Below are 24,628 nucleotides of genomic sequence, written 5' to 3'. Positions count from 1 at the left end.
GCTGAGCGGGTCAATCGATCCGGTCGTAGGCCGGCAAGGTCAGGAAATCGGTCAGTTCGTTGCGGCGGCTCAGCTCACCGAGCAGGGCGATGGCCTCGTCGATACGCGCCCCGCCCGGCAGCGCGCTGCGCTCGCCCAGGCGCGCCGGCAGCGCGGCCAGGGTGGCGTCGAGCAGGGCCAGGTCGATGGCGGTGCCGTCGTCCAGGTGCTGGCCGGGCACGTGCAGCCACTGCCACAGCTGGCTGCGGCTGATCTCGGCGGTGGCCGCGTCTTCCATCAGGTGGTGGATGGGCACGCAGCCGTTGCCGTCGAGCCAGGCGGCCAGGTAGCGCACGCACACTTCCACGTTGCCCTCGAACCCGACGCGGGTGATGGTGCCAGTGGGCGCGGCGATCAGCTCGTCGCGGCCCACGCGCACGTCGCGGCGCAGCACCGCGTGCTGGTTGGGGCCGGGCATGTGCGCGTCGAAGATTGCCTGTGCCACCGGAATCAACGCCGGGTGCGCCACCCAAGTGCCGTCGTGGCCGGCGGTGACTTCGCGCAGCTTGTCGGCACGCACCCGCGCCATGGCCTGTTCGTTGGCGGCGGCATCGTGGTTGATCGGGATCTGCGCGGCCATGCCGCCCATCGCGTGGGCGCCACGGCGGTGGCAGGTCTGGATCAGCAGTTCCGAATAGGCCTTCAGGAACGGCTGGGTCATGGTCACCTGGCCGCGTTCGGGCAGCACCTTGTCGGCGTGCTTACGGAAGGTCTTGATGTAGGAAAAGATGTAATCCCAGCGGCCGCAGTTCAGGCCGACGATGCGGTCGCGCAGCGCGTGCAGGATCTCGTCCATTTCGAACACCGCCGGCAGCGTTTCGATCAGCACGGTGACCTTGATCTGGCCATGCGGCAGGCCGAGCATGCCTTCGATGTGCGACAGCGCGGTTTCCCACAGCGCGGCCTCTTCCATCGACTGCAGCTTGGGCAGGTAGAAGTACGGGCCGCGCTGGCGGCACATCAGGGTGCGGGCGTTGTGGAAGGCGAACACCGCCGCGTCGAACAGGCCGCCGGCCAGCGGCTGGCCATCGATGCGCACGTGCTTTTCATCCAGGTGCCAGCCACGCGGGCGCACGATCAGCACGGCCTGTTCGTCGAGCGGGCGCAGCGCGTAGTGCTTGCCGGGCTTGCCGTCCGCGCCGGGCGCGGTGTGGGTGAGGTCGCCGCGCACTGCGCCGATCAGCGCCTGCTGGCCGGCCAGCAGGTTGCGCCAGGCCGGGGCGGTGGAATCCTCGAAATCGGCCATGAACACCTTGGCGCCGGAGTTCAGCGCGTTGATGACCATCTTCGGGTCGGTCGGGCCGGTGATCTCGACGCGGCGGTCCTGCAGGGCGTCGGGGATGGGCGCCACGCGCCAGTCCTCGCTGCGGATGGCGGCGGTGTCGGTGCGGAAATCCGGCAGGCCGCCGCCGTCGAAGAAGGCCTGGCGCTCACGGCGGGCCTGCAGGCGACGCTGGCGTTCGGGTTCCACCGCGCGGTGCAGCGACACCAGCAGCGCCAATACCCCCGCCGGCAGCAGGGCCGACTGGCCGGCAAGCTGAGTGGTCAGGGCGATGCCCGGGGTGGCCGGGGCATCGGCCGGGGTGGGCTGGGCGGTGGCGAAGGCGGCGACAGCGGACATGTCCAACTCCTGCGTTGCGGGTGATGCCACCGTGCGCCGGAGTGTGGTATTTGACAAAACAGTTATCGCAATGCTTTACATAAGCTTCGCTTATATTCGTTACGCCATGCCCACACCCAAGCCGCCAAGTCCCCGTTTTTCCTACAAGTCTGACCGGCTCAAGCCGCTGCGGGCGTTCTGCCAGACGGTGCGATTGGGCTCAGTCTCACGTGCGGCTGAGGCCCTGTTCGTCAGCCAGCCGGCGATCAGCCAGCAGTTGCAGGCGCTGGAACGCGAATTGGGGGTCGGCCTGTTCGAGCGCAGCGGGCGGCGGCTGGTGCCCAGCCGCGAGGGCCAGCTGCTGTTTGAAATGGCCCAGCCGCTGGTGGAAAGCCTGGACGGGCTGGAGGCCAGCTTCCGCGACAAGGTCAAAGGGCTGGATGCGGGCGAGCTCAACATTGCCGCCAACAGCTCCACCATCCTGTACCTGCTGCCGCGCATCGTGGAGCGCTTCCGCCAGCGCCACCCGGACGTGCGCCTGACCCTGCACAACGCGATCAGCGCCGATGGCACCGACCTGCTGCGCAGCGATGCGGCCGACCTGGCGGTGGGCTCGATGACCGATGTGCCGGCCGACCTGAGCTATGCGCCGGCCTACCGCTTCGAACAGGTGCTGATCGCCCCGCCCGACCACCCGCTGGCCACCGCGCCGGAGCTGACCCTGCAGGCGATTTCGGCCTACCCGCTGGTGCTGCCACCCAAGCGGCAGATCACCTACCGGCTGGTGGACCAGGTGTTCCAGCGCCAGCGCGTGCCGTACACGGTGGCGCTGGAGGTGGGCGGCTGGGAGGTGATCAAGCAGTACGTAGCGATGGGCATGGGCATTTCCATCGTGCCGGCGCTGTGCCTCAACGATGCCGACCGCGGCCGGCTGGTGACGCGCTCGATGAGCGCGTGGTTCCCCGAGCGCAGCTATGGGGTGATCGTGCGTCGGGGCCGCTTCCTGTCGCCGCAGGCACGCGCCTTCATCGAGCTGATCCAGCCGGACCTGTTCAGTCCGCGCAGCTATGATGAAAGCGGTCATTCCGAACGCTGATGCGCTGCCATGTCGATTGAACTGCGCCACCTGCGCTACTTCCTGGCGGTGGCCGATACCCTGCACTTCGGGCGTGCCGCCGAGCGGCTCGGCATGTCGCAGCCGCCGCTCAGCCAGCAGATCCGGCAGCTGGAAACGCTGCTGGGCGCGCGCCTGTTCCTGCGCAGCAACCGCCGGGTGGAACTGACCGAGGCCGGGCGCGTGCTGCAGGCGCAGGCCACCGACGCGTTGGCGCGGGTGGACCAGGCCATCGAACTCACCCAGCGCGCGCAGCGCGGTGAAACCGGCGAGCTGCGCATCGGGCTAACCCGCGCCACGCCGTTGTCCACGCAGATTCCGCGGGCGATCTTCGCCTACCGCCAGCAGTTCCCGCAGGTGCAGTTGAAGCTGCGCGAAATGAACACGTTGCAGCAGATCGATGCGCTGGTAGCCAACGAGCTGGATGTGGGGTTGATCCGCAAGCGCGCGTTGCCCACGCCGCTGATGTCACGCAAGTTGTTCAGCGATCCGCTGGCGCTGGTGGTGCATGACCAGCATCCGCTGATCTGCGACCTGCCGGCCGGTGCGCCGGTGGCGCTGCGCCAGTTCGCGCATGAGCCGTTCGTGGGCTTCCTGCGCGAGGTGGGCGCCGGCATCCACGATCACTTCATTGCGCTGTGCCGCAGTGCCGGCTTCACGCCGCGCATCATCCAGGAAGCCGGCGAGGCGTCCACCCTGATCAGCCTGGCCGCGTCCGGGTTGGGGGTGACCGTGCTGCCCGCCTCGTGCAGCCACATCCATGTGGAGGGCGCGCGCTTCGTGCCGCTGAGTGATCGCGCGGCGAGTTCGGAAGTGCATGTGGCCTACCGGCGCGGTGCACCCTCGCCCCTGATTACCCATTTCACCCGGCTGCTGCAGGGCGGCTTCAGCGGCTGAGTGCGAGCGCGGCCGGCAGCGGCTGTGCGCGGCGGCCCAGCCGCCAGGCGATGGTGGCGCCGATCGCGGTGAGCACGGCGGTGAAGGCGCACACGCCCCACCAGTCCCAGCGGGTGTAGAACACGCCGCCGGCGGCACCGGCCAGGCTGGAACCGAGGTAATAGGCGAACAGGTACAGCGCCGAGGCTTCGGCGCGCATCACGCCCGCGCGGCTGCCGACCCAGCTGCTGGCCACCGAATGGCCACCGAAGAAGCCGAACGTGACCAGCGCGATGCCCAGCGCCATGCAGCCCAGCCATGGCAGGGACAGCAGCACGATGCCGAGCGCGATCAGGCCGTAGCAGATGCCGAGCACGCGGCCCCGGCCATGCCGGTTGGCCTGCTGGCCCATCCACGCCGAACTGAAGGTGCCGACCAGGTACACGCTGAAGATCAGGCCGACCACGGTCTGGCTGAGCCGGTACGGCGGCGCCAGCAGGTGGTAGCCGAGGTAGTTGTAAAGGGTGACGAACACGCCCATCAGCACGAACGCGGTGGCGAACAGCGAAGGCAGGCCGGGATCGGCGAACAGCTGGCGCCAGCGCGCGGGCAGTTCGCGCAGGCCGCCGCGACGGCTCTGGAAGTGGCGCGACGGCGGCAGCTGCACCCACAGCAGCACGGTGCTGAGCACGGCGATCAGCGAGACCACGCCGATGCCCCAGCGCCAGCCCCAGTGGTCGGCCACGATGCCGGCGATCAGGCGCCCGCTCATGCCGCCCACTGCATTGCCGCCGATGTACAGACCCATGGCCAGGCCTAGCGCGCGGCTGTCCATTTCTTCGACCAGGTAAGTCATCGCCACCGCCGGCACGCCGCTGAGTGCGATGCCGAGCAGGGTGCGCAGGATCAGCAGCGTGGTCCAGTCGTCGACCATGGCGCTGGCGGCGGAGAGCACGGTGGAGGCCAGCAGCGCGGTGATCATCACGCCACGGCGGCCGACCCGGTCGGAGATCAACCCGGCCACCAGCATCGAAACGGCCAGCAGGCCGGTGCTGAGCGACAGGGCGAGCGCGCTGTTGGCGGCGGAGACGCCGAAGTGGCGGCTGAACTCCGGCAGCAGCGGCTGCACGGTGTAGAGCAGGCCGAAGGTGGAGAAGCCGGCCAGGAACAGCGCCGCCGCCGTGCGCCGGAACGCGGGGGTGCCCTGCTCGATGTGCTGCGAGGGCGCGGGCGGATGGGCGGTGGAACTGCGCTCGGGCAGCGCTGCGGTGTCGCCGTTCATTGCGTCTGGGCCCGTGGGGGCGGGCCGGTGCGTAAGGATCAGCGCTCAGGATAGGCAGCCGGTACAGGTCGATCCATAACCTGACGGGTCTGGATTGAGACGTTGTACGTATCGATCAAGGTTTTGCGAGGGCCGGCCAACGGCCGGCGCTACCCGTGGATCACGGTTTTGGGCACCCGACCCCGATCGCGGTTTTGGGCGCCCGACCCCGATCGGGGTTGTGGGCGCCCGACCCCGGTAGCGCCGGCCGTTGGCCGGCCCCGTGATCTCACAGCGCCTGCCAGGTAAAACCCTCTCCGCGGCGGTAATACACGCGCGCGGCCTTGCCATACAGGGCCTTGGCGTCGACCAGGCCAAAGTAGCGGCCATCGGCGCTGTTGCCACGGTGGTCGCCCAGCATCAGCACCTTGCCGGCGGGTACGGCCAGCCCGGTGATGTCCGGGCCGCCGCCCTGGCCCAGGTCGAGCTGGGCCAGGGTGCGGCCGAAGTCTTCCACGTCATCGGTTCCCACCTGGCCGAGCGCGTGGCCGTTGATGCTGAGGTGGCCGTCATGCAGGTCCACGCGGTCGCCGCCCACGGCGGCGATGCGCTTGATCAGGCGGGTGCCGTCCTGCGGGGAATCGAACACCGCCACCTCGCCGCGCTGTGGCACGCCGGTGTGCAGCAGTTCCACCGAGGTGAACGGCAGGCGCAGGCCGTAGGCGCGCATGTCCACCACCACCCGGTCGCCGGGCATCAGGGTGTGCTGCATGGAGCCGCTGGGCACCTGGTAGTGGTTGGCCAGGCTGTCGCGCGCGGCGGCGAGCAGGCCGAGCATGACCAGCAGCGGCAGGGCTTCCTTCTTCAGCCAGTGGAGCAGGCCGTTGGAGCGGGGTTCGGCGGCGGCAGCGGTCATGGTGGCGATCCTTGCGGGCGTTGGTTGGAGTCTGACCATCAGGACGTTCCGGAGTTCCCGCCGTGACGACCAACGGTCGTCACCTACCGCCAGGACCGGTAGGGCACGACCGTTGGTCGTGCCCCGACACAAAAAAACTACGCGTTGTTTACGCGGCCCGGGCATGCGGGTCATCGCCCCGTTATGGCCCGCGCGCGCATCGTGTCGACACCGCGCCCCAGGGCGCTTTGTCGAGGTGTTCCATGACCATCCTGTTGCTCCGGCAGCCGTCGCCGGATCCGCTGCCGGTGCCGGCCCAGCTGGCCGGCCACGCCGTCCACTGCCAGGACTGCGCCACGCTGCCGGCGCTGCTGCAGTGCCTGCGCCAGGCCCGGGAAAGCCAGCCGGCGTGGGTGCTGATCGAGACCGGCGCCGCCGAGCCGGCGCAATGGGCCGCGCATGGCCGCGCGCTGTGCGCGGCGCTGGAGGCGTTGCCGGCGCCGTACATCGAGATGGCGGCCAACGATGACGATGGGTTGGATGCGCGCCTGCACCCGCTGCATGCGCCGGTGGCGCGGGTGGTGTGCAGCAGTGGCCGCGAGGATGCATGCCGGTTGTCGCTGGCAATTGCCGCGCGCCGGTTGCAGACCGTTGTGGGGAGTGCCTGAGCCATGTCGATCTTCATCATTCGTGGCCCGGAAGCGAGCGGGCAATTGATCCGCACCGCGCAGCCGCTGCCGGCGCCGGTTCTGAAGGCGCTGGTGCACCGGGCGATCGATGCGGGTACCACGGTGGCAATCCGTGCGTGTGGGTCAGAGCAGGAGCTGCTGGATGCGTTGCGCGTGGCCGATCACAGCCGGGGCGAAGTGACGCTGCTGGATCCTGGTGCGTGCGTGGGCAGCACGCGGCTGCAGCGGTTGTTGCCGCATCTGCACAACGTGTACGTGGAAGTGCATGACGATGATGCGGGCGCGCCGGAGGATTGTCTGCCGGCGGACGTGGGCCAGCGCATCGGCGTGGCGCACGGGTACTGCGCGCAGAGTTACATGCATGCGTTGGAGATCGCACTCGATCACCTGGGATGCAGCGAGGTCGGGTGTCGCGTGGGAACGTAGGCGGTAGAGCCGACTGTTAGTCGGCTGCCGTTCGCGCGGCGATCGAACGTCCGTGGACCGCGCTTTGCCGACTAACAGTCGGCACTACCGGTTGGGCGACCGGCACCGGCAGGCACCGGCACCGGCAGGCACCGGCACCGGATATGCGAACGGCGGGGTTTCCCCCGCCGTTCGTTGTTACATCGGCCGCATTATTTCAGGCCGCGGTTGACCAGCAGCGGTTCGACCGACGGGTCCTTGCCGCGGAATTCGCGGTACAGGTCCGCCAGTTCCACGCTGTTGCCGCGCGAGAGGATCTTGTCGCGGAACACCTGGCCGTTTTCAGCGGTCAGGCCGCCGTGTTCCTTGAACCATTCGAACGAGTCGTGGTCCAGCACTTCGGCCCAGAAGTAGGCGTAGTAACCGGCCGAGTAGCCGCCGCCCCAGATGTGGTCGAAGTAGGTGGTGCGGTAACGCGGCGGCACCTGGGCCAGGTCGACCTTGTACTTCTTCAGCGCGGCAGCTTCAAACGGCGCTACGTCCTGCAGGTTGGCGTCGGCCGGCTGGGTGTGCCAGGCCAGGTCGAGCAGTGCGGCCGACAGGTACTCGGTGGTGGCGTAGCCCTGGTTGAAGGTACGCGCCTTGAGGATCTTGTCGACCAGCGCCTGCGGCATCGGCTCGCCGGTCTTGTAGTTCTTGGCGTAGTTGGCGAACACCTTCGGGTCCAGCGCCCAGTGCTCGTTGAACTGCGAGGGGAACTCGACGAAATCGCGCGAGGTGCTGGTGCCGGCGATGGACGGGTACTTCACGTTCGAGAACATGCCGTGCAGCGCATGGCCGAACTCATGGAACATGGTGGTGACGTCGTCGAAGCTCAGCAGGGCCGGCTGGCCGGCAGCGGGCTTGGTGAAGTTGCAGACGTTGTAGACCACCGGCTTGGCGCCGGTCAGGCCGTTCTGCTCGACGAACACGTCCATCCAGGCGCCACCGGACTTGCTGTCGCGCTTGAAGTAGTCGGTGTAGAACAGCGCCAGCGAGGTGCCGTCCTTGTCGAACACTTCATACACCTTCATGTCCGGGTGGTAGGTCGGAATGTCGGTACGCGGCTTGAAGGTGATGCCGTACAGCTGGGTGGCGGCATAGAAGACGCCGTTCTGCAGCACGTTGTCCAGTTCGAAGTACGGCTTGATCTGCGATTCGTCCAGGTCGTACTGCGCCTTGCGCACCTGTTCGGCGTAGAAGTCCCAGTCCGATGCGGCCAGCTGGAAGCCACCCTTCTGCGCGTCGATCACCTTCTGCATCTCGGTGATTTCACCGCGTGCCTTGTTGGTGGCGGCCGGCACGGTGTCGGTGAGCAGCTTGAGCGCGGCGGCCGGGGTCTTGGCCATCTGGTCGGCCAGGCTGTAGGCGGCGTAGTTCTCGAAGCCAAGCAGCTTGGCCTTCTGCGCACGCAGCTGGGCCAGGCGCTGCACCGTTTCGCGGGTGTCGTTGCCATCGCCGCGCTCGGCGCGGGTTTCCGAGGCCTTGAGCACGGCAGCGCGCTGCTCGCGGTTGCTCAACGAGGCCAGCACCGGCTGCTGGGTGGTGTTCTGCAGCGGCAGCAGGAACTTGCCTTCCAGGTTGCGGGCCTTGGCGTCGGCAGCGGCGGTGTTGATCTCATCCTCGCCCAGGCCGGCCAGGTTGGCCTTGTCGTCCACCACCACGGCAGCGGCGGCGGTCGCGGCGACCAGGCGGGTGTGGAACTGGGTGGCCAGCGTGGTTTCTTCCACGTTGAGCTTGCGCAGGGCGGCCTTGTCGGCGTCGTTCAGCTGCGCACCGGCGCGGACGAATTCCTGGTAATCGCGTTCGACCAGGCGGGTCTGCACCGGGTCCAGGCCCAGTGAGGCGCGCTGGTCGTAGATGGTCTTGATGCGCGCGAACAGCTTCGGGTCCAGGCTGATTTCATCCTGGTGTTCGGCCAGCTTCGGGGCGACTTCTTCCTGGATCTTCTGGCGCGCTTCGTTGGTATCGGCCTGAACCAGGCCGAAGAACACGCGCGACACGCGGTCCAGCGTTTCGCCGCTGCGCTCAAGCGCTTCGATGGTGTTGTCGAAGGTGGCCGGTTCGGCGTTGTCGGCGATCTTGCGCACTTCGGCCAGGTGCTGCTTCATGCCTTCGTTGAAGGCCGGCAGGTAGTCACTGTCCTTGATGCGGTCGAACGGCGGGGCCTGGAACGGCAGCGTGCTGGCGCTCAACAGGGGGTTGGTGGAGGCGTCGGCCGGCTGCTGCGCGGCGGGGGTCTGGGCGTCGGACACGGGGGTGGACTCCTTGCCGGAACAGGCCGCCAGCGCCAGGCTGATGGCGGCGGCCAAGATAACGGTACGCGACATGAAACGGGCTCCTGGAATGAGGTGAAGCGGCACACAACCGCAGCCGGTCACCCTACTCCCATTGCCCGCGCCCGGCATGTGCCGGACGTGGCGCCTGGGCTTGCTTCAAACGGTGCCGCGGTTCTTGCCCTGCCAGGGGCGGTAATACTCACGGATGGCGGCCATGTCGGCCACGTCGTCGCCGGTGGAGTAGAACAGCGGGCCAATGCCGATGGTCTTTTCCGGATAGTGGAAATAGCAGGCCAGCACCGGCACGTCGGCCATGCGGGCGATCTTCAGGAACCCGGCCTTCCAGTGGGTCACCGCTTTACGGGTGCCCTCGGGGGTGATGGCGTACCAGAGGCGGTCGGAGTTGCGCAGCAGGCTCACCGCCTGTTCCACGGTGCCCTGCGGCGAGCTGCGGTCCAGCGGGATCACCCCGAGGGTGCGCAGCAGTGGCGACAGCGGCCACCAGAACAGCGAGGCCTTGCCCAGCACCTTGACCTGCATGCCCAGCGCGATCTTGGCCGCCATGCCCCAGAAGCCGTCCCAGTTGGAGGAGTGCGGGGCGACGATGAAGACCAGCTTGGGCACGTCCGGGAAGGTGCCGGTGACTTTCCAGCCGCCCAGGCGCAGGGTGCAGCGTGCCAGCCAGCGCAGGAAGCGGTTCGGTTTGACCTGCGGCATGCTGGGCGGCACGGCCGGCAGCAGCGGACTTCGGTTGTTCAAGCAATCACTCCCAATTGCGTGTGGTGCGGCCGCGCTTGATCTGCGCGCGGCCCTTCTTTTCATCCAGCCGGCGCAGCTTGGAGCCGTGCGAGGGCTTGGTGGCCACGCGCGGCTTGGGCACGCTGAGGCTGGCCTGGATGAAGGCGGCCAGGCGCTCGCGCGCGTCATCGCGGTTGCGGTCCTGGGTGCGGAAACGCTGGGCATCGATGACCAGCACGCCCTCGCCGGTCATGCGCCGGTCGCGCCGGGCCAGCAGGCGGGTGCGCAGCGGCTCGGGCAGCGAGGGCGAACCGGCCACGTCGAACCGCAGTTCAACGGCGCTGGAGACCTTGTTCACGTTCTGCCCGCCGGCCCCGCTGGCGCGCACGAAACGTTCGACGATCTCCGTGTCCGGAATCGCCAGGTGCGCGTTGATGGTGACAGGCCCGTTTCCCATGGGCGGCATTGTAAGGGCAGGATCGCCGCCTGAGGTGACCGTAATGTTCACCAATACCGCCGATAAGGGGCATAAAAGCCGGGTACGGGCCGGAACCGTCGGCACCGGAAGCGGCAATGCGACGCGCGCACGGCTGCTTGACCGGATCGCAGGTATGCTCGGGCTTCCACGCAACGCAGGATGCACTTACATGATGTCGACCCGTTCGCCGGCCCGCCGTGGCCTGACCCGCCTGGCCCTGACCCTCGCGCTGGGCCTGGCCGCCATTGCCCCGGCGCTGGCCGCGCCGCCGTCGGACGCGGACATCAACCGCCTGCTGGCGGCGTCGCGCGCGCAGAGCATGCTGGACACCATGCTGCCGCAGATCGAGGCGATGCAGCGCCAGCAGTTCCAGCAGGTGGCCGAACAGCGCCAGCTGGATGAGGCCAAGAAGGCGCAGCTGCAGCGCATCGAACAGCGCACCAACCAGACCATCCGCCAGGCGCTGTCGTGGCAGCAGCTGCGGCCGATGTACGTGGACCTCTACAAGAAGACCTTCAGCAAGGAAGACGTGCTGGCCATGGCCGAGTTCTACGAGAGCTCGGCCGGGCAGAGCCTGCTGGACAAGACCCCGGCGCTGATGCAGAACGTGATGGTGGCCATCCAGGACAAGATGCAGCCGCTGTTCGTGGACCTGCAGAAGGACCTGGAGGCGATCGTGAACGAAGGAAACGCACCGGCGGCAGCCCCGGCTCCGGCCAAGAAGTAGAGCCCCATCGGTAGCGCACGACCGTTGGTCGTGCGCCTCACCGCTACCACCCAAACAGATCCATCGCCTTGCGGAACTCGCCATCCACCGGCGCGCTGACATCCATCAGCGTGCCATCGGGATGCGGGAACCGCAGGCGTTCGGCGTGCAGCAGCATGCGGTGGATGCCCTGCATGCGGAAGCTGCGGTTGTGGCGGCCATCGCCGTGGCTGGTGTCGCCGATCAGGTGATGTGAGAGGTGCTTGAGGTGCCGGCGGATCTGGCGGAAGCGCCCGGTCTGCGGCTGGCAGCGCAGCAGCGCGTAGCGCGAGGTGGCGAACTCGCCCACCGGCACGCTGATCTCGCCCACGGCCACGCGCTGGAAATGGGTGATGGCGGGCTTCTTCACCGGCTTGCCGGGGCCGCCATCCAGGTCGTGGTCGACCGTGAACGCTTCTTCGGCCGGCCAGCCACGGCAGATGGCCAGGTAATCCTTGGTGACATCGCCGCCCATCAGCGATTTGCCCAGCACGCTGGCGCTTTCGCGGTCGAAGGCCAGCAGCAGGCAGCCGCTGGTGGCGCGGTCGAGGCGGTGGACCAGGAAGATCGGCTTGCCCAGCTGCTCGCGCAGGCGGTCTGCGAGGAAATCATCTTCGCCCCGGGCCAGCTTGCTGTCATGGACCATCAGCCCGGCCGGCTTGTTGACCACGGCCAGGCGCTCGTCCACGTGCAGCAGCTGCAGCGGCGGCAGCGCCACCGGCGCCTCGACCGTGGCGTCGGCGGACATCCCGATATCGGTCACCGGCGCCACCAGGCGCTGGCCAGCGAGAACAGACCCGCTGCCCCGCTCACCCAGCTCCACACCGGCGCATCGCCGAAGTACCAGCCGCCCGGCTGCATGCCGTACAGCACCGCCGCCACGATCAGCAGGCCGACGCCGGCAATGGCGGCCACGGCGCGCTTCTGCAGCTTCTGCAGGTTGCTGTTGAGTGCCACCAGGTCCTGCGAGCGCATCGACAGCTCATGCCCACCTTCCACCTGCTGGCGCAGCCAGGCGTGCACCAGGCGCGGCATGTCGGGGGTGTGGGTCATGATTTCCGGCAGGCGCTTGCGTAGTTCCTTGAACACGCGGCGCGGGCTGTAGCGTTCGCGCAGGATGCGTTCCAGCACCGGCCGCGCCACTGCCCAGATGTCCAGTTCCGGATCCAGCTGGCGGCCCACGCCTTCGATGTTGAGCAGCGTCTTCTGCAGCAGGATCAGCTGCGGCTGCAGGGTAAGTTCGTAACGCTGGGCCACGCGGAACAGCTTGATCAGCACTTCGGCCAGCGAGATCTGCGACAGCGGGCGGGTGAAGTACGGTTCGCATACCGAACGCGCGGCGGCTTCGAGTTCATCGATGCGCACGTTGTTGGGCATCCAGCCGGCTTCGACATGGAGCTCGGCCATGCGCCGGTAATCCTTGTTGAAGATGGCCATGAAGTTTTCGGCCAGGTAGTACTGATCTTCCTCGGACAGCTGGCCCATGATGCCGAAATCCAGCGCGATGAAGCGCGGGTTGTCGCGGCGCGCCGGATCGACATCCACCCAGATGTTGCCGGCGTGCGCGTCGGCGTGGAAGAAGTTGTCGCGGAACACCTGCGTGTAGAACACGCGCACGCCCTTGGCCGCGAGCGCCTTGCGGTCGATCCCGGCCTTGTCCAGCGCAGCGATGTCATCCGACGGAATGCCCCACACCCGTTCCAGGGTGAGCGCGCGTTCGGCGGTGTGGCTCCAGACCACCTCGGGCACGTACAGGTCGTCCGAGTCCACCCAGTTGCGGCGCAGGACGCTGGCATTGGCGCCTTCGCGCTGCAGGTCCAGCTCGGCGGCAAGGGTGTTTTCGACTTCGGCCACCACTTCGCGCGGGCGGATCTTGTCGGCGCGCGGGTGAGTGCGTTCGACCAGCGCGGCGGCCGATTTGAGCAGCGCGATGTCGGCGTCGATCTGCTTTTCGATATCCGGGCGCAGCACCTTGACCACCACCTGGCGGCCATCGGCCAGCGTGGCGGCGTGCACCTGGGCGATCGAGGCCGAGGCCAGTGGCTCCAGGTCGAAGCTGGCGAACGCCTCACTGACCGGGCGGCCAAGCGCGGCTTCCACGATGCGCTGCGCGGTGGCGCCATCGAACGGTTTGACCCGGTCCTGCAGCAGGGTGAGTTCGTTGGCGATATCGGCCGGGATCAGGTCGCGGCGGGTGGACAGGATCTGCCCGAACTTGACGAAGATCGGGCCGAGGTCCTGCAGCGCCAGGCGCAGGCGCGCGCCCCGCGACTGCACCGCGATGTCGGCCGAGGCGCGCGGCACGAACGGCTTGGCCAGGCGCAGCCAGCCTTCCAGCGGAGTGCCTTCGAGCAGGTCGTCGAGGCGGTAGCGCAGGATCACCCGGCCAATGCGGCTTGCCCGGAACACCGCCTTCATGCGCGCACCTGGGCAAGGCGCTGCACGCGGGCGGCGATGCGCTCGACGTCGTCGCGCATCACATCCACATCGTCATGGAAGGCATCCAGTTCGGCTCGGGCTACCACGTCGCGCGACTCCTCGGTGACAAAATCGGCGGCGCTGTGCGCCAGGTCGGACGCGCCACGGCGTGCATGCTGCAGGGCCGAACGCAGGGCATTGGCGATCTGCACGCCCAGGACTTCGCCGAACACCCGCACGAACGGCTGCTGCCAGTCCGGATCGAAACGGCTGGCCAGCTGCTGCAGGCGGCGCGCCAGTTCGGCATCGCCGGACACTTTGACCCGCCCGGCCGGGGCGTCGCCGCCACGGCGTGCATTGGCCAGGAACGGTAGCTGTGCCAGCACCCCGCCCAACGTGCTGCGCACGGCCAGGTCCGGTTCCTGCTGCGGATCTACCGGGCCCACCGTGAGGCGCTCGCCCTCGACACCGATCCGCATCGCCAGCGCGGGCGATTCCAGGGTCAGGGCGATGTGGCGGCCATCCAGCGCGACCAGCGCGCGGCGGGTATCGGGGTCCAGCGCCAGGGTGCGGTTGAGCGCGAGCTGCAGCGCATTGCCGGCCAGGGGCTTGAGGGAAGAGAGCAGGGAGCGTGCCATTGCGTCATTGTACCCGCCGCCTTGATGCGTAGAGCCACGCGCCGCGTGGCTGAACCATCGTCGGCCGCTCCAGCCACGCAGGGCGTGGCTCTACAATATCCCTCACACGCATGGCAGGAGCGGCAGCAGCATGGGCAGGATCCGGGTTGGCATCATTTTCGGCGGCCGTTCGGCCGAACACGAGGTCTCGCTGCAGTCGGCGAAAAACATCCTGGATGCGCTGGACAAGGAGCGTTTCGAGGTCACCCTGATCGGCATCGACAAGCAGGGACAGTGGCATGTGAGCGACCCGGACGGGTTCCTGCTGCACGCCGACGACCCGGCGCGGATCGCGCTGAACCGTTCCGGCCAGGGCGTGGCGGTGCTGCCCGGCGCCGAACGCCAGCAGCTGGTGCCGGCCACGCCGGCGGCCGCGCTGGCCCAGATCGACGTGGTATTCCCGATCGTGCACGGCACGCTGGGCGAGGACGGCTCGCTGCAGGGGCTGCTGCGCATGGCCAACCTGCCCTTCGTGGGCTCGGGCGTGCTGGGCTCGGCGGTGGCGATGGACAAGGATGTGGCCAAGCGCCTGCTGCGCGATGCCGGGCTGGCCGTGGCACCGTTCGCCTGCTTCACCCGGGCCACCGCAGGCGCAGCCGACTACGCCGCGCTGACCGCCCGGCTGGGCAGCCCCCTGTTCGTCAAACCCGCCAACCAGGGCTCGTCGGTGGGCGTGAGCAAGGTGCGCACGGCGCAGGAATTCCAGGACGCGCTGGCATTGGCACTGGATTACGACCACAAGGCACTGGTGGAAGCGGCCATCGACGGCCGCGAGATCGAATGCGCGGTGCTGGGCAACGCGTCGCCCGAGGCGAGCGTGTGCGGTGAGGTGGTGGTGCACGACGAGTTCTATTCCTACGACACCAAGTACATCAGCGAAAGCGGCGCCGATGTGGTGGTGCCGGCCGACATCAGCGCAGCCGACCAGCAGCGCATCCGCGAGATCGCGGTGCGCGCCTACCAGGCGTTGGACTGCGCGGGGCTGGCGCGGGTGGATGTGTTCCTCACCCGCGATGGCGAGGTGGTCATCAACGAGATCAACACCCTGCCCGGCTTCACCCGGATCAGCATGTATCCCAAGCTATGGGCGGCCAGCGGACTGGATTACACCGCGCTGATCACCCGGCTGCTGGAGCTGGCGCTGGAACGGCACGCCAGCGAGCGCGCGCTCCGCAGTTCGATCACCGGCACCTGAAGCAACGACGGCCCGGCGCTCTTGCGAGCGCCAGGCCGTCGGAGACTGCGCTGGATCCTGGTTGCCCGGAGAGAGGGGGCGCGCAGGATCCTGCGCTACTACCCTCGCTTACGGAACATCGAAATGATGGCCAGGATCAGGAACACCACAAACAGGATCCAGGCAATGTTGCTGGCAGCGCCGGCGATGCCGGAGAAGCCGAGCACCGCCGCAATGATGGCGATGACAAAAAAGATTACGGCGTAGTGCAGCATGTCGATCCTCGCGTCGTGCGTGCCGGATTGGCGTGCTGCCATCTTCACCAACCCCCGGTGTTCAGGAAGTGATGGATTCCTCGCCGCGCGATGAAGCCTTCAGCCTCGTGAGCCCTTCGTCAATGCTCACCTGCGGCACGTAGCCGAAGTCGCGCCGCGCCGGTTCCATGCTGTACCAGTGCGGCGTGCACAGCTGCTCGGCGAGGAAGCGGGTCATCGGCGGTTCGCCGCGCAGGCGCAGCAGCGGCCACAGCCGTTCGGCCACCGCTCCGATGCGGTAAGCGGTCTTGAAGCTGATCGATTTCTCCACCGGCGGCGCGCCCACGGCGGCCATCAGCTTGTTGAGCAGCTCGCGCATCGGCAGCGGTTCGCCGTTGGAGATGAAGTACGCCTTGCCGGCGCACGCCGCGCCCGGGGCCAGGTGTTCGAAGGCCAGGAAGTGGGCCAGCGCGGCATTGTCGATGTAGGTGGTGTCGACCAGGTTGCTGCCATCGCCAACGAAGCGCAGGCGGCCGGCGCGCGCGCGTTCGGCCAGGCGCGGCACCAGCTGCTGGTCGCCCGGGCCCCAGATCAGGCGCGGGCGCAGTGCGACGGTGGCCAGGGTGGCGTCGTTGGCGGCCAGCACGTGCTGCTCTGCGATGGTCTTGGTGGCCGCGTACGGGGCCTGGAAGTTCTCGCCATACGGCACTTCATCGGCACCCAGGCCTTCCACCGGGTGGGTGGCGCGGTGGGTGACGCTGGGCGTGGAGGTGTACACCAGCGTGCGCACGCCGTGGCTGCGGCAGGCGGCGATGACGTTGTCGGTGCCTACCACGTTGGCCAGGTGGTAGCTCTCATAGCTGCCCCACGCACCGGCCTTGGCGCCGTTGTGGAACACCGCATCCACCCCGGCCACCGCGTGGCGCACGGCGTCGGCGTCGGCCAGGTCGCCGCGGATCTGGCCCACGCCCATCGCGGCCAGCGGCGGGTAATCGCCGCGGTTGAAACTGAGGACCTCATGGCCGCGCGCGACCAGGCCACGGCACAGCGCTTGGCCGAGGAAACCACCACCACCGGTGACAAGGATCTTCATGCGGGTTGTTCCATTCGGGTTGCCGCCCAGACCGCGAGCTTCTCGCGGCCGATCTTGGCGTTGTGGCGGATATCGACCGGGAAGCCGGGGTGCAGCAGGAAGCGTTCGATGCGCAGCGTGCCGGCATGCGCGGCCGCTTCATCGCGCAACCGCTGCTGCAGGGCCGGCGAATCGGCGCTGCCCGGCTGCAGTTCATAGCAGAGCACCGGCAGCTGCCGGCCAGCGGGGCCCACGCCGACCAGCGCGGTGCGCGCGATGCCGTCGAGTGCGTTGAACACCGGCTCCACCTGTTCGGTGTACAGCGGGCCATGCGCGGTTTCCAGGCGCTGGGTCTTGCGCCCGCAGAACCACAAGCGGCCGTCGGCATCGAAGTAGCCGACATCGCCCATGCGGTGCACCACGCGGGTGCTGCCGTCGGCGCGCGTTTCGGTGATCTTGGCCGCGGCGGTGGCCTGCGGGCGGTTGAAGTAGCTGTCGGTGGCGGTCGGGCCGGCCACGGTGATTTCACCCACCACGCCCTGGGCCACTTCGCGCGCCTGCGACCAGTGCGGCAGCGGGGCGTCGTCGATGGCGATGATGCGCACCTCGTTGGGCGCCACCACGCGGCCCACGCAGGTGCCGGCGCCGGCTTCGGTGGCCTGGCGGGTGCTTTCCAGCTCGCGGCCTTCGATCACCGCCACCGGCAGGCACTCGGTGGCGCCATACGGGGTCCAGAACTGGGCGTCGTCGGGCAGCAGGCGGCGGATGCGGGCCACCACGTCCGGCGGCACCGGCGCGCCGGCCGAGGTCACCCGGCGCACGCCGGGCAGCGGCTGGCCGTGGTCGGCCAGCACCCGGATCAGTGCGGGCGAGCCGAACAGCTGGGTCACGCCGAAACGGGCGATGGCGTCGTGCAGCCTGCGCGGGTCGGCCTTGGCCGGGCGGGTCGGGTCCATGTCCGGAATGACCGAGGTCAGCCCCAGCGCCGGGTCGAACAACGCGAACGGCGGGAAGGTGGGCAGGTCGACCCCGCCGGCCTCCATGCCGAATGCCGAGCGCAGCAGGTCCACCTGGCCGACGAAATGGCGGTGGCGGTAGACCACGCCCTTGGGCACGCCGGTGGAGCCGCTGGTGAACAGGATGGCGGCGACATCCTCGCCATCGGTGGCGGCCATCGGCTGCGGCTGGCGTGCGCCCTGCGCTTCCAGCTGGTCCAGGGTGGTGCCACCCCAGCCCCAGCGGCGGCCGACCGTGACCAGGCGCGTGGCGGACGGGCACCAGCGCAGCACCAGCCGCGCCACGTGGGCCAGGCCGATGCCGATGAAGGCTTCCGGCTGGGCCTCGTCCAGGCACTGCTTCAGCGCGCGCTTGTCGATGCCCGGGTCGACCAGCACCGGCACCGCGCCGTTCTTGAACAGCGCGAACATCAGCAGGAAGAACTCGGGCGAGGGCCGCACCATCACCACCGCACGCACGCCGCGGCCGATGCCGTAGGCCGCCAGGCCGGCGGCCATGGCGTCGCTGCGGGCGTCCAGGGTTCGGTAATCGAGGGTCACGTCATAGCGCGCCATGCCCCCGGGGCCGGGCCGGCCGGGGCAGCGGATGGCGATCTGGTCGGGGCGTTCGCGGGCCAGTTCGGGCAGGCGCGCGGCGATGTTGATCGGGCTGTTCATCCGTTCATTGTCGCCGCTGCAGAAAATTCTTGCGCGGCGGACGCAGGCGTGGAAAATTCGCCCCCTTCGCCTTTCCATCCCCCTGCCGCCCGAGGCGGCACGCCCATGTCCCATCCCTGCATGACGTGCGGCGCCTGCTGCACCCAGTACCGCGTGGCCTTCCACTGGATGGAATCGGACGAGGTCACCCCCGGCGGCGTGCCGCACCAGCTGACCGAGCCGCTCGACCCGCACCGCCTGTGCATGCGCGGCACCCATTCCAAGCCGGTGCGCTGCGTGGCGCTGGATGCGGAGATCGGGGTGTATTCACGCTGCAGCATCCACCCCAACCGCCCCAGCGTGTGCCGCGAGGTGGATGCATCGTGGGAGTTCGGCAAGGCCAGCCCGCAGTGCGACAAGGCGCGGGCGATCCATGGGCTGCCGGCGCTGAGCCTGGAGAGCTGGGCCTGGCGGGATGGCGCGGACCACCCCGACGCGGCATGACCCGTGCGCGTGACGACCAACGGTCGTCACCTACCGCCTGCACGCGCCACGCCAACCCTCGGTAGGTGACGACCGTTGGTCGTCACGCCCGTCAAATCGGGTTCCGGTCCAGGAACGCGCGGATCTCCGGCACCAGCACCTCGTGCTTGTCTTCCAGCACGTAATGCCCGGCATCTTCGAACGCGTGCACCTGCGCCTGCGGCAGCGCCGCCTGGAAGCCTGCCAGGAAGTGGTGGTCGAACACGAAATCGCGCAGGCCCCAGCCGATGAAGGCCGGGCGGTCGGCGAACGACGGCAGCGCCTTGCCGGCGCGTTCCAGCAGCGACCAGGCCTTGTCGGCCGGGCTCAGCGGAATGTCCTGCATGAAGCGGATGGTGCTGATCCGGTTGGCGTAGCTGTTGTACGGCGACACATAGGCACGGCGCACGTCCGCCGGCATCTTCCGCTCCACGCCCAGCCACGAGGCACCGGACGAAAACGCGTTGAAGGTGCGGATGATCCACTCGCCGATCTTCCAGTGCCGGCCCAGCGCGATCTGCCACGGCATCTGCTTGGCCGCCGGCATCGGGAAGGCGGCGGTGTTGAGCACCACCAGGCGCTTGACCTGCGCATGGTGCGACAGCGCCCAGCCAAAGCCGATCATGCCGCCCCAGTCGTGCACGGCCAGGGTGACCGGGCCGGTGATGCCCAGGTGCGCCAGCAGCGCGTCCAGGTCGTCCACGCGTGACTGCAGGGTGTACTCGTAGTGCGCGTCATCGGGCTTGTCCGACAGGCCCATGCCGATGTGGTCGGGCACGATGCAGCGGTAGCGGTCCGACAGCCCGGCCACCAGCGTGCGCCAGTAGTAGCTCCACGACGGGTTGCCGTGGACCATCACCACCACCTCGCCATCGCGCGGGCCTTCATCGAGATAGCTCATCGTCAGGCCCGGGCGGACCTCGAAGCGCTGCGGATGGGTGGGGTAACCGGGAAGCTTGGGCATGGAAGCGCACCTGTGGAAAGGGCCGGTAGAACCGGCCCTCGAGTATGGAAAGAACCGCGCGGCGGCGCTGAAGTGGCGGTTTACCAGACCACTTCGGCCATCGAGCAGTTCAGGCCCGAACCGATGCCGAGCAGCGCGATGCGGTCGCCCTTCTTCAGGCGGCCCAGCTCCTTGAGCTTGCTCAGGACGATCGGCACCGAGGCCGGACCGATGTTGCCGTGCTCACCGAAGATGGTCATCACCTTCTTCGGGTCGATGCCGAAGTTCTTGATGAAGGCGGCGGTGTGCGGCTGGCTGACCTGGTGGATGACGAACTGGTCCAGTTCCTCCACCGCCCAGCCCAGTGCTTCGCGGGCGGCCACGAAGGTCTTCTGGGCCAGCTTGATGCCTTCGATCAGCAGCATGCGGGTGTCAGTAACCATGCGGTCCAGGTTGCCGCGGCACAGCTGGTTCCATTCGGTGGCCGAACGGGTCACGCCACCGCGGTAACGCGGCGCGTCGGGCACCAGTTCGGTGCGCGCCATGACCATGGCGGCAGCGCCACAGCCCAGGGTCAGGGCGGCCATCTCGTTGCGGAAGTCGTCGGCGGTCACGCCCGGCAGGGCCATGCGCTCGAGGGTCTTCTCGTAGACGAGGTTGGCGGTTTCGCCATCGACGATCAGCGCATAGTCGATCTCGCCGCGTTCAAGCATGCGCGCGGCGATGTCCATGCCGTTGATGAAGGCCAGGCAGGCGTTGGCGACGTCGAAGGTCATGCACTGGTCGCTGACGCCCAGGTTGCCCGAGACGATGCTGGCCGTGGACGGCTCCAGGTAGTCGCGGCTGACCGAGGTGTTGACCAGCAGGCCGATCTTGTCAGCGCCGATGCCGGCGTCGTCCAGCGCCTTGCGGGCAGCCAGGGTCGCGGCGTCGGAGGCGAGCATGTCCGCGTCCCACAGGCGGCGGGCGTGGATGCCGGCGATATCGCCCAGCACGTCGGTACGGATGCCCAGGCGATCCAGCGTCGGCTGCAGACGTTCGTTGATTTCCTTGGACGTCAGCGTGTGCGGCGCGTCGATGTGCGCCAGGCCGGCGATCGATACATTCTTGAAGAGCATCAGTTAGCGCCAAGGCTCAGGCAAAGGGGGCGCTATTGTAAGCCCCCTGCGCCTTCACCGCACCTTTACGAATTCACGTCCGGGCGTATGGTTCCGGCCCGGACCTGACGGGTTCAGCGTGGCGGGCACTGGAAGGCGGCAAAACGCTGGCTGCCATCCGCCGGCAGGCCCGACGCCTGGACCGCATTCGCGCCGGCGCTGGGGGCCTCGTTGCGGGCCAGGGTTTCCAGCTCTTCCTGCACCCGCAGCGGGTTGCGGTTGTAGAAGCCGACTTTGTCCTTCACGGTGACCACCACCTCGCCCTTGGTGACGCAGCCGGTGGGCACCGGGCCGGACGGCAGCACGCGGACGGTCTTGCCCACCGGTTCGATCGGCACCCAGGTGCAGGCAGTGGCGCTGAGGGTCAGAACGGAAAGCAGCAGAAGGCGCATGGCGGGGACGCTCGTGAAGGTCATTGGGGCGATTCTGCCTGAACAGGCTGAATCGCGGGTGCACAGCCCCCGGGCAGCCGGGCAGGGCCCGGCGCTACGGGGGTGTGGCCGGGCGGGGCCCGGCGCCTTTATTTCACCGGCTTGCCATCGGCGTCGATGATGGTCACTTCGCCCAGGTTCAGCGCGCGCACCGGGGCTTCGGTCTGCTTCAGGTCGCCCACCACCACCCAGGTCAGGGTCTTGGGATCCAGCGTGGCGGCGGCCTGCTGCACCTGGGCCGGGGTCATCGCTTCGATCTCGGCCTTGCGCTTGAACACGTAGTCGTCCGGGCGCTGATAGCGGACGATGCCGCTGATGGTGCCCAGCACCGCGCTGGCGGTCTCGTAGGCGCCCGGCAGGCTCAGGTTCTGGATGTTGCGGATGCGGGTGACCTCGGCCGGCGTGATGGTTTCGGCACCGGAGGCGAAGTCGGCGATTTCCTTCTGCATCTCCTTCATTGCCTCGGCGGTCTTGTCGATCTGGACCGGGGCCACGGCCATCCACGGGCGCTGGCCCAGGGTGCTGCTGGCCATGGTGCGGGCACCGTAGGACCAGTGCTTCTCCTCGCGCAGGTTCATGTTCAGGCGCGAGGTGAAGTCGCCGCCGAGCACGCCGTTGGCGATGTCGAAGCGGGTGGCACCGGCGTCCATGGTGGAAGGCACCACCTGGCCGGCGAACAGGTTGGCCTGCACCGCGCCGGGCTGGTCAATCAGGTACACGCGGGCCTTGGCCGGGCGCGCGACATCCACCGGCGCCTTGGCCTGCGGTGCCGGGGTGCTGCTCTTCCAGTCGCCAAGCTGGCGCTCCAGCAGCGGCACGATTTCCTTCAGGGTGGTGTCACCGACCACGATCAGGGTGCCCTGCTCCGGGCGCAGCCAATCGCGGTGGAAGTCGACCAGGTCGGCGCGGGTCAGCGCCTGGATGTCGGCTTCGTTGCCGCTGCCGGTGAACGGAATGGCGTACGGATGGCCAGCCCCATACAGCAGGGTGGGCAGCACCCGCATGGCCGAGGCGTTCGGGTTGACCTTCTCCTGCTGGATGCCGGCGATCCAGGTGGCCTTGACCCGGTCGATCTCGGCCTGGTCGAAGCGCGGCTGGCGCAGCATGTCCGCGTACAGGGCCAGCGACGGGGCCAGGTTTTCCTTCAGCGCCGACAGGTACACGGCGGCGCTGTCCAGCGTGGCCGATGCACCCAGGCTGGCGCCCAGTGCGTCGGCCGCATCGGCGAACGGCAGTGCGCCCAGCTTGCCAGCGCCCTCGCCCATCAGGTCCATGGTGAAGTTCGCGGTGCCGGACTTGCGGCCCTGGTCGGCGGTGAAACCACCGGGGAATTCATAGCTGAACTGCACCACCGGAATGTCATGACGCTCGGCCAGGATCACCTGCGTGCCGTTCTTCAGCGTGGCGCGGTGCAGCTGCGGGAACTTCAGTTCCGGGAAGGTCTTGGTCTGCGGCACGCCGGTGCTGCGGTCCACCACGGTCGGGCTGGTGCTGAACCTGGGGTCCACGCCCGGCACGGTGAACGACTTGGGGGTGGCCGACGGCAGTTCCGGCAGCGCCACGCGCGCGCCCGGTTCCACCACCAGGGTGTGGTCGCCCACGCCCAGCCACTTGGCACCGGCGGCGCGCACGTCGGCGGCGCTGGCGGCGTCGATGTTGGCCAGCGAACGGCGGAAGCAGCCCGGGTCGCCTTCGAACACGGCGCACTCGGCCAGCGCGTCGGCCTTGCCGCCGAACCCGCCGATGCGTTCGATGCCACGGATGAAGCCGGCGCGGAACGCGGTCTTGCCGCGGCTCAGCTCATCGGCGGTGGGGCCGTCCTTGACCAGGCGGCGCACTTCCTCATCGATGATCGCTTCGACCTTGGCCGGGTCCACGCCCTGCTTGACGGTGGCCATGATCACGAAGTTGGACCCCAGCTGCGAGGTGTAGGCACCGGCGCTGATGTTGTCCACCAGCTTGTCCTGGTGGAGCAGGCGCTGGTCCAGGCGCGAGGACTTGGCGCCGCCCAGTACCTGCGCGAACAGCTGCAGCTGGTCGATGTCGGTGGTGCCGGTCTGGGCGACGTTCCAGACACGGTAGATGCGTGCCTGCGGCACCTTGTCGGTCATGGTTTCGCGCGTGGACGTCTCGCGCTTGGCCACGTTGACCGCCGGCTGGGCCATGCTCGGGCCGGCCGGGATGTCGCCGAAGTAACGGGCGACCTTTTCCTTGGCGGTGGCCACGTCGATATCACCGGCCAGCACCAGCACCGCGTTGTTGGGGCCGTACCAGGTGCGGAACCAGTTCTTGACGTCGTCCAGCGAAGCCGCGTTGAGGTCGTTCATCGACCCGATCACGCCGTGGTGGTACGGGTGGCCTTCGGGGTACATGGAGCGGGTGAGCTTGTCCCACACCTGCCCGTAAGGCTGGTTCTCGCCCTGGCGCTTTTCGTTCTGCACCACGCCGCGCTGTTCGTCGAGCGCAGCCTGGTCGATCGCGCCGAGCAGGTGGCCCATGCGGTCCGATTCCATCCACAGCGCCATGTCCAGCGCGGTGGTGGGGACGTTCTCGAAGTAGTTGGTGCGGTCGGTGTTGGTGGTGCCGTTCTGGCCGGTCACGCCGACCTGCTTGAACGGTTCGAAGTATTCGCCGGCGTGGTTTTCGCTGCCCTGGAACATCAGGTGTTCGAACAGGTGCGCAAAGCCGGTGCGGCCGGCCGGTTCGTCCTTGCTGCCCACGTGGTACCAGATGTTCACCGCCACGATCGGCGCCTTGCGGTCGGTGTGCACCACCACGCGCAGGCCGTTGGGCAGGGTGAACTCTTCAAACGGAATGTCGACCTTGGCGACCTGCGCCGGCTTTGCCATCACCGGGGCCGGGGCGAAGCTGCCCAGGGCGGCGGAAAGCGCTACAGCCAGCAGCGCGGCACGCGGTCGAAGTTGGGAGGCCATTCCGTTTCCTTGGTCATGAAAGTGAAGGGGGATGCTAGCCCGGGACTACGGGTAAAGGCATCGGCCAACAGTCACTCCCTTTGTCAGGGAACTTTCCGGGCGCGTCGCTGACCGCCGCCGCGCCTTCTGCCGCCACCTGAACCCCCGTCCGGACAGTCGCGCAGCCTTGGATCGGACAGGTGTCCGGACAGCGGACACTCTGCGCATCCGACAAAACCCTTTCAAATCAACAACTAA

The 24,628-nt window shown here is 68.3% G+C and carries 23 protein-coding genes; 7 read left to right on the top strand and 16 right to left on the bottom strand.

The genetic code is table 11. The features are described 5' to 3' along the window. Positions 1-10: 10 nt before the first annotated feature. The gene (aceB, locus tag ACQG3P_RS08390) at positions 11-1,660 is read right to left on the bottom strand and encodes a malate synthase A (RefSeq protein WP_426804761.1); all 1,650 of its coding nucleotides are present in this window, start codon (positions 1,658-1,660) and stop codon (positions 11-13) included. Positions 1,661-1,766: 106 nt separating this feature from the next. Here aceB and ACQG3P_RS08385 point away from each other — a divergent pair, with 106 nt between their 5' ends. Next, positions 1,767-2,735, top strand: a complete 969-nt coding sequence (locus ACQG3P_RS08385) for a LysR family transcriptional regulator (protein ID WP_068848374.1) — start codon at positions 1,767-1,769, stop codon at positions 2,733-2,735. Between the two features lie 9 nt (positions 2,736-2,744). Further along, on the top strand, positions 2,745-3,650 hold the full coding sequence (locus ACQG3P_RS08380) for a LysR substrate-binding domain-containing protein (RefSeq protein ID WP_426804760.1): 906 nt from the start codon (positions 2,745-2,747) through the stop codon (positions 3,648-3,650). Here the strand turns inward: ACQG3P_RS08380 and ACQG3P_RS08375 are convergent. Beyond that, complete coding sequence (locus tag ACQG3P_RS08375; RefSeq protein ID WP_354277732.1) at positions 3,640-4,911, bottom strand: MFS transporter; 1,272 nt, start codon at positions 4,909-4,911, stop codon at positions 3,640-3,642. The two genes, ACQG3P_RS08380 and ACQG3P_RS08375, sit on opposite strands and share 11 nt — an antisense overlap. A gap of 268 nt (positions 4,912-5,179) precedes the next feature. Then, complete coding sequence (gene lepB, locus ACQG3P_RS08370; protein ID WP_426804759.1) at positions 5,180-5,806, bottom strand: signal peptidase I; 627 nt, start codon at positions 5,804-5,806, stop codon at positions 5,180-5,182. A gap of 242 nt (positions 5,807-6,048) precedes the next feature. Between lepB and ACQG3P_RS08365 the strand changes: the two genes are divergently transcribed. Further along, a complete protein-coding gene (locus tag ACQG3P_RS08365; protein WP_426804758.1) occupies positions 6,049-6,453 on the top strand; it encodes a hypothetical protein in 405 nt (134 codons plus the stop codon). A 3-nt stretch (positions 6,454-6,456) separates the two neighbouring features. After that, positions 6,457-6,900 carry a 3-dehydroquinate dehydratase gene (locus tag ACQG3P_RS08360; RefSeq protein ID WP_068848362.1) on the top strand — a complete coding sequence of 148 codons (444 nt, stop codon included), beginning with the start codon at positions 6,457-6,459 and terminating at the stop codon, positions 6,898-6,900. 191 nt (positions 6,901-7,091) lie between these two features. Here the strand turns inward: ACQG3P_RS08360 and dcp are convergent, their stop codons facing one another. The 3 genes from dcp to arfB form a co-directional block, all read right to left on the bottom strand. After that, positions 7,092-9,248 (bottom strand): peptidyl-dipeptidase Dcp, encoded by a 2,157-nt coding sequence (gene dcp / locus ACQG3P_RS08355; RefSeq protein WP_426804757.1) that lies wholly within the window; start codon positions 9,246-9,248, stop codon positions 7,092-7,094. Positions 9,249-9,353: 105 nt separating this feature from the next. Further along, a complete protein-coding gene (locus tag ACQG3P_RS08350; protein ID WP_254622084.1) occupies positions 9,354-9,914 on the bottom strand; it encodes a lysophospholipid acyltransferase family protein in 561 nt (186 codons plus the stop codon). Positions 9,915-9,960: 46 nt separating this feature from the next. Beyond that, complete coding sequence (gene arfB, locus ACQG3P_RS08345; protein WP_093535185.1) at positions 9,961-10,392, bottom strand: alternative ribosome rescue aminoacyl-tRNA hydrolase ArfB; 432 nt, start codon at positions 10,390-10,392, stop codon at positions 9,961-9,963. A 190-nt stretch (positions 10,393-10,582) separates the two neighbouring features. Here arfB and ACQG3P_RS08340 point away from each other — a divergent pair, with 190 nt between their 5' ends. Further along, on the top strand, positions 10,583-11,140 hold the full coding sequence (locus ACQG3P_RS08340; protein WP_068848348.1) for a DUF2059 domain-containing protein: 558 nt from the start codon (positions 10,583-10,585) through the stop codon (positions 11,138-11,140). 43 nt (positions 11,141-11,183) lie between these two features. On the opposite strand, the gene ACQG3P_RS08335 is transcribed toward ACQG3P_RS08340, so the two are convergent. From ACQG3P_RS08335 to ACQG3P_RS08325, 3 genes are read right to left on the bottom strand one after another with little or no spacing between them, the layout of a single operon-like run. Further along, entirely contained in the window at positions 11,184-11,906 is a 723-nt protein-coding gene (locus ACQG3P_RS08335; RefSeq protein WP_184126400.1) for a pseudouridine synthase, read from the bottom strand. Between the two features lie 11 nt (positions 11,907-11,917). Continuing rightward, the gene (ubiB, locus tag ACQG3P_RS08330; RefSeq protein ID WP_093535187.1) at positions 11,918-13,576 is read right to left on the bottom strand and encodes a ubiquinone biosynthesis regulatory protein kinase UbiB; all 1,659 of its coding nucleotides are present in this window, start codon (positions 13,574-13,576) and stop codon (positions 11,918-11,920) included. Further along, positions 13,573-14,214 (bottom strand): ubiquinone biosynthesis accessory factor UbiJ, encoded by a 642-nt coding sequence (locus ACQG3P_RS08325; protein ID WP_068848343.1) that lies wholly within the window; start codon positions 14,212-14,214, stop codon positions 13,573-13,575. Before ACQG3P_RS08325 ends, ubiB begins: the two co-directional genes overlap by 4 nt. 130 nt (positions 14,215-14,344) lie before the next feature. On the opposite strand from ACQG3P_RS08325, the gene ddlA reads away from it, so the two are divergent. After that, positions 14,345-15,448, top strand: coding sequence for a D-alanine--D-alanine ligase (gene ddlA / locus ACQG3P_RS08320; protein ID WP_426804756.1), 1,104 nt, complete (start codon positions 14,345-14,347; stop codon positions 15,446-15,448). 98 nt (positions 15,449-15,546) lie between these two features. Here ddlA and ACQG3P_RS08315 read toward each other — a convergent pair whose 3' ends face one another. The 3 genes from ACQG3P_RS08315 to oleC all read right to left on the bottom strand — a co-directional run bounded on the left by ACQG3P_RS08315 (position 15,547) and on the right by oleC (position 18,426). Continuing rightward, positions 15,547-15,702, bottom strand: coding sequence for a DUF1328 domain-containing protein (locus ACQG3P_RS08315; protein ID WP_068854496.1), 156 nt, complete (start codon positions 15,700-15,702; stop codon positions 15,547-15,549). Between the two features lie 61 nt (positions 15,703-15,763). Beyond that, the gene (gene oleD / locus ACQG3P_RS08310) at positions 15,764-16,774 is read right to left on the bottom strand and encodes a 2-alkyl-3-oxoalkanoate reductase (protein WP_184126229.1); all 1,011 of its coding nucleotides are present in this window, start codon (positions 16,772-16,774) and stop codon (positions 15,764-15,766) included. Continuing rightward, complete coding sequence (oleC, locus tag ACQG3P_RS08305) at positions 16,771-18,426, bottom strand: olefin beta-lactone synthetase (protein WP_426804755.1); 1,656 nt, start codon at positions 18,424-18,426, stop codon at positions 16,771-16,773. The genes oleD and oleC overlap by 4 nt, the downstream gene beginning before the upstream one ends. 105 nt (positions 18,427-18,531) lie before the next feature. Here oleC and ACQG3P_RS08300 point away from each other — a divergent pair, with 105 nt between their 5' ends. Continuing rightward, on the top strand, positions 18,532-18,909 hold the full coding sequence (locus ACQG3P_RS08300) for a YkgJ family cysteine cluster protein (protein ID WP_068848335.1): 378 nt from the start codon (positions 18,532-18,534) through the stop codon (positions 18,907-18,909). Positions 18,910-19,000: 91 nt separating this feature from the next. Here the strand turns inward: ACQG3P_RS08300 and ACQG3P_RS08295 are convergent, their stop codons facing one another. The 4 genes from ACQG3P_RS08295 to ACQG3P_RS08280 all read right to left on the bottom strand — a co-directional run bounded on the left by ACQG3P_RS08295 (position 19,001) and on the right by ACQG3P_RS08280 (position 24,391). Further along, on the bottom strand, positions 19,001-19,891 hold the full coding sequence (locus ACQG3P_RS08295; protein ID WP_426804754.1) for an alpha/beta fold hydrolase: 891 nt from the start codon (positions 19,889-19,891) through the stop codon (positions 19,001-19,003). A gap of 80 nt (positions 19,892-19,971) precedes the next feature. Further along, positions 19,972-20,988 carry a 3-oxoacyl-ACP synthase III gene (locus ACQG3P_RS08290; RefSeq protein WP_068848332.1) on the bottom strand — a complete coding sequence of 339 codons (1,017 nt, stop codon included), beginning with the start codon at positions 20,986-20,988 and terminating at the stop codon, positions 19,972-19,974. Positions 20,989-21,101: 113 nt separating this feature from the next. Continuing rightward, positions 21,102-21,419 carry a DUF4156 domain-containing protein gene (locus tag ACQG3P_RS08285; RefSeq protein ID WP_093535545.1) on the bottom strand — a complete coding sequence of 106 codons (318 nt, stop codon included), beginning with the start codon at positions 21,417-21,419 and terminating at the stop codon, positions 21,102-21,104. Between the two features lie 128 nt (positions 21,420-21,547). After that, positions 21,548-24,391 carry a M16 family metallopeptidase gene (locus ACQG3P_RS08280; RefSeq protein WP_426804753.1) on the bottom strand — a complete coding sequence of 948 codons (2,844 nt, stop codon included), beginning with the start codon at positions 24,389-24,391 and terminating at the stop codon, positions 21,548-21,550. Positions 24,392-24,628 lie beyond the last annotated feature (237 nt).

This window comes from Stenotrophomonas sp. SrG (genome assembly GCF_050031795.1).
GTDB lineage: Bacteria > Pseudomonadota > Gammaproteobacteria > Xanthomonadales > Xanthomonadaceae > Stenotrophomonas > Stenotrophomonas rhizophila_A.
The sequence above is the reverse complement of the archived record's forward strand: the minus strand, read 5'-3'. Positions and strand labels throughout refer to the sequence as shown.

What these genes read in the sequence shown, in the direction of transcription:
- aceB (WP_426804761.1), bottom strand. Translation starts at nt 1,660, where the DNA reads ATGTCCGCTGTCGCCGCCTTCGCCACCGCCCAGCCCACCCCGGCCGAT.
- ACQG3P_RS08385 (WP_068848374.1), top strand. Translation starts at nt 1,767, where the DNA reads ATGCCCACACCCAAGCCGCCAAGTCCCCGTTTTTCCTACAAGTCTGAC.
- ACQG3P_RS08380 (WP_426804760.1), top strand. Translation starts at nt 2,745, where the DNA reads ATGTCGATTGAACTGCGCCACCTGCGCTACTTCCTGGCGGTGGCCGAT.
- ACQG3P_RS08375 (WP_354277732.1), bottom strand. Translation starts at nt 4,911, where the DNA reads ATGAACGGCGACACCGCAGCGCTGCCCGAGCGCAGTTCCACCGCCCAT.
- lepB (WP_426804759.1), bottom strand. Translation starts at nt 5,806, where the DNA reads ATGACCGCTGCCGCCGCCGAACCCCGCTCCAACGGCCTGCTCCACTGG.
- ACQG3P_RS08365 (WP_426804758.1), top strand. Translation starts at nt 6,049, where the DNA reads ATGACCATCCTGTTGCTCCGGCAGCCGTCGCCGGATCCGCTGCCGGTG.
- ACQG3P_RS08360 (WP_068848362.1), top strand. Translation starts at nt 6,457, where the DNA reads ATGTCGATCTTCATCATTCGTGGCCCGGAAGCGAGCGGGCAATTGATC.
- dcp (WP_426804757.1), bottom strand. Translation starts at nt 9,248, where the DNA reads ATGTCGCGTACCGTTATCTTGGCCGCCGCCATCAGCCTGGCGCTGGCG.
- ACQG3P_RS08350 (WP_254622084.1), bottom strand. Translation starts at nt 9,914, where the DNA reads ATGCCGCAGGTCAAACCGAACCGCTTCCTGCGCTGGCTGGCACGCTGC.
- arfB (WP_093535185.1), bottom strand. Translation starts at nt 10,392, where the DNA reads ATGGGAAACGGGCCTGTCACCATCAACGCGCACCTGGCGATTCCGGAC.
- ACQG3P_RS08340 (WP_068848348.1), top strand. Translation starts at nt 10,583, where the DNA reads ATGATGTCGACCCGTTCGCCGGCCCGCCGTGGCCTGACCCGCCTGGCC.
- ACQG3P_RS08335 (WP_184126400.1), bottom strand. Translation starts at nt 11,906, where the DNA reads ATGTCCGCCGACGCCACGGTCGAGGCGCCGGTGGCGCTGCCGCCGCTG.
- ubiB (WP_093535187.1), bottom strand. Translation starts at nt 13,576, where the DNA reads ATGAAGGCGGTGTTCCGGGCAAGCCGCATTGGCCGGGTGATCCTGCGC.
- ACQG3P_RS08325 (WP_068848343.1), bottom strand. Translation starts at nt 14,214, where the DNA reads ATGGCACGCTCCCTGCTCTCTTCCCTCAAGCCCCTGGCCGGCAATGCG.
- ddlA (WP_426804756.1), top strand. Translation starts at nt 14,345, where the DNA reads ATGGGCAGGATCCGGGTTGGCATCATTTTCGGCGGCCGTTCGGCCGAA.
- ACQG3P_RS08315 (WP_068854496.1), bottom strand. Translation starts at nt 15,702, where the DNA reads ATGCTGCACTACGCCGTAATCTTTTTTGTCATCGCCATCATTGCGGCG.
- oleD (WP_184126229.1), bottom strand. Translation starts at nt 16,774, where the DNA reads ATGAAGATCCTTGTCACCGGTGGTGGTGGTTTCCTCGGCCAAGCGCTG.
- oleC (WP_426804755.1), bottom strand. Translation starts at nt 18,426, where the DNA reads ATGAACAGCCCGATCAACATCGCCGCGCGCCTGCCCGAACTGGCCCGC.
- ACQG3P_RS08300 (WP_068848335.1), top strand. Translation starts at nt 18,532, where the DNA reads ATGTCCCATCCCTGCATGACGTGCGGCGCCTGCTGCACCCAGTACCGC.
- ACQG3P_RS08295 (WP_426804754.1), bottom strand. Translation starts at nt 19,891, where the DNA reads ATGCCCAAGCTTCCCGGTTACCCCACCCATCCGCAGCGCTTCGAGGTC.
- ACQG3P_RS08290 (WP_068848332.1), bottom strand. Translation starts at nt 20,988, where the DNA reads ATGCTCTTCAAGAATGTATCGATCGCCGGCCTGGCGCACATCGACGCG.
- ACQG3P_RS08285 (WP_093535545.1), bottom strand. Translation starts at nt 21,419, where the DNA reads ATGCGCCTTCTGCTGCTTTCCGTTCTGACCCTCAGCGCCACTGCCTGC.
- ACQG3P_RS08280 (WP_426804753.1), bottom strand. Translation starts at nt 24,391, where the DNA reads ATGGCCTCCCAACTTCGACCGCGTGCCGCGCTGCTGGCTGTAGCGCTT.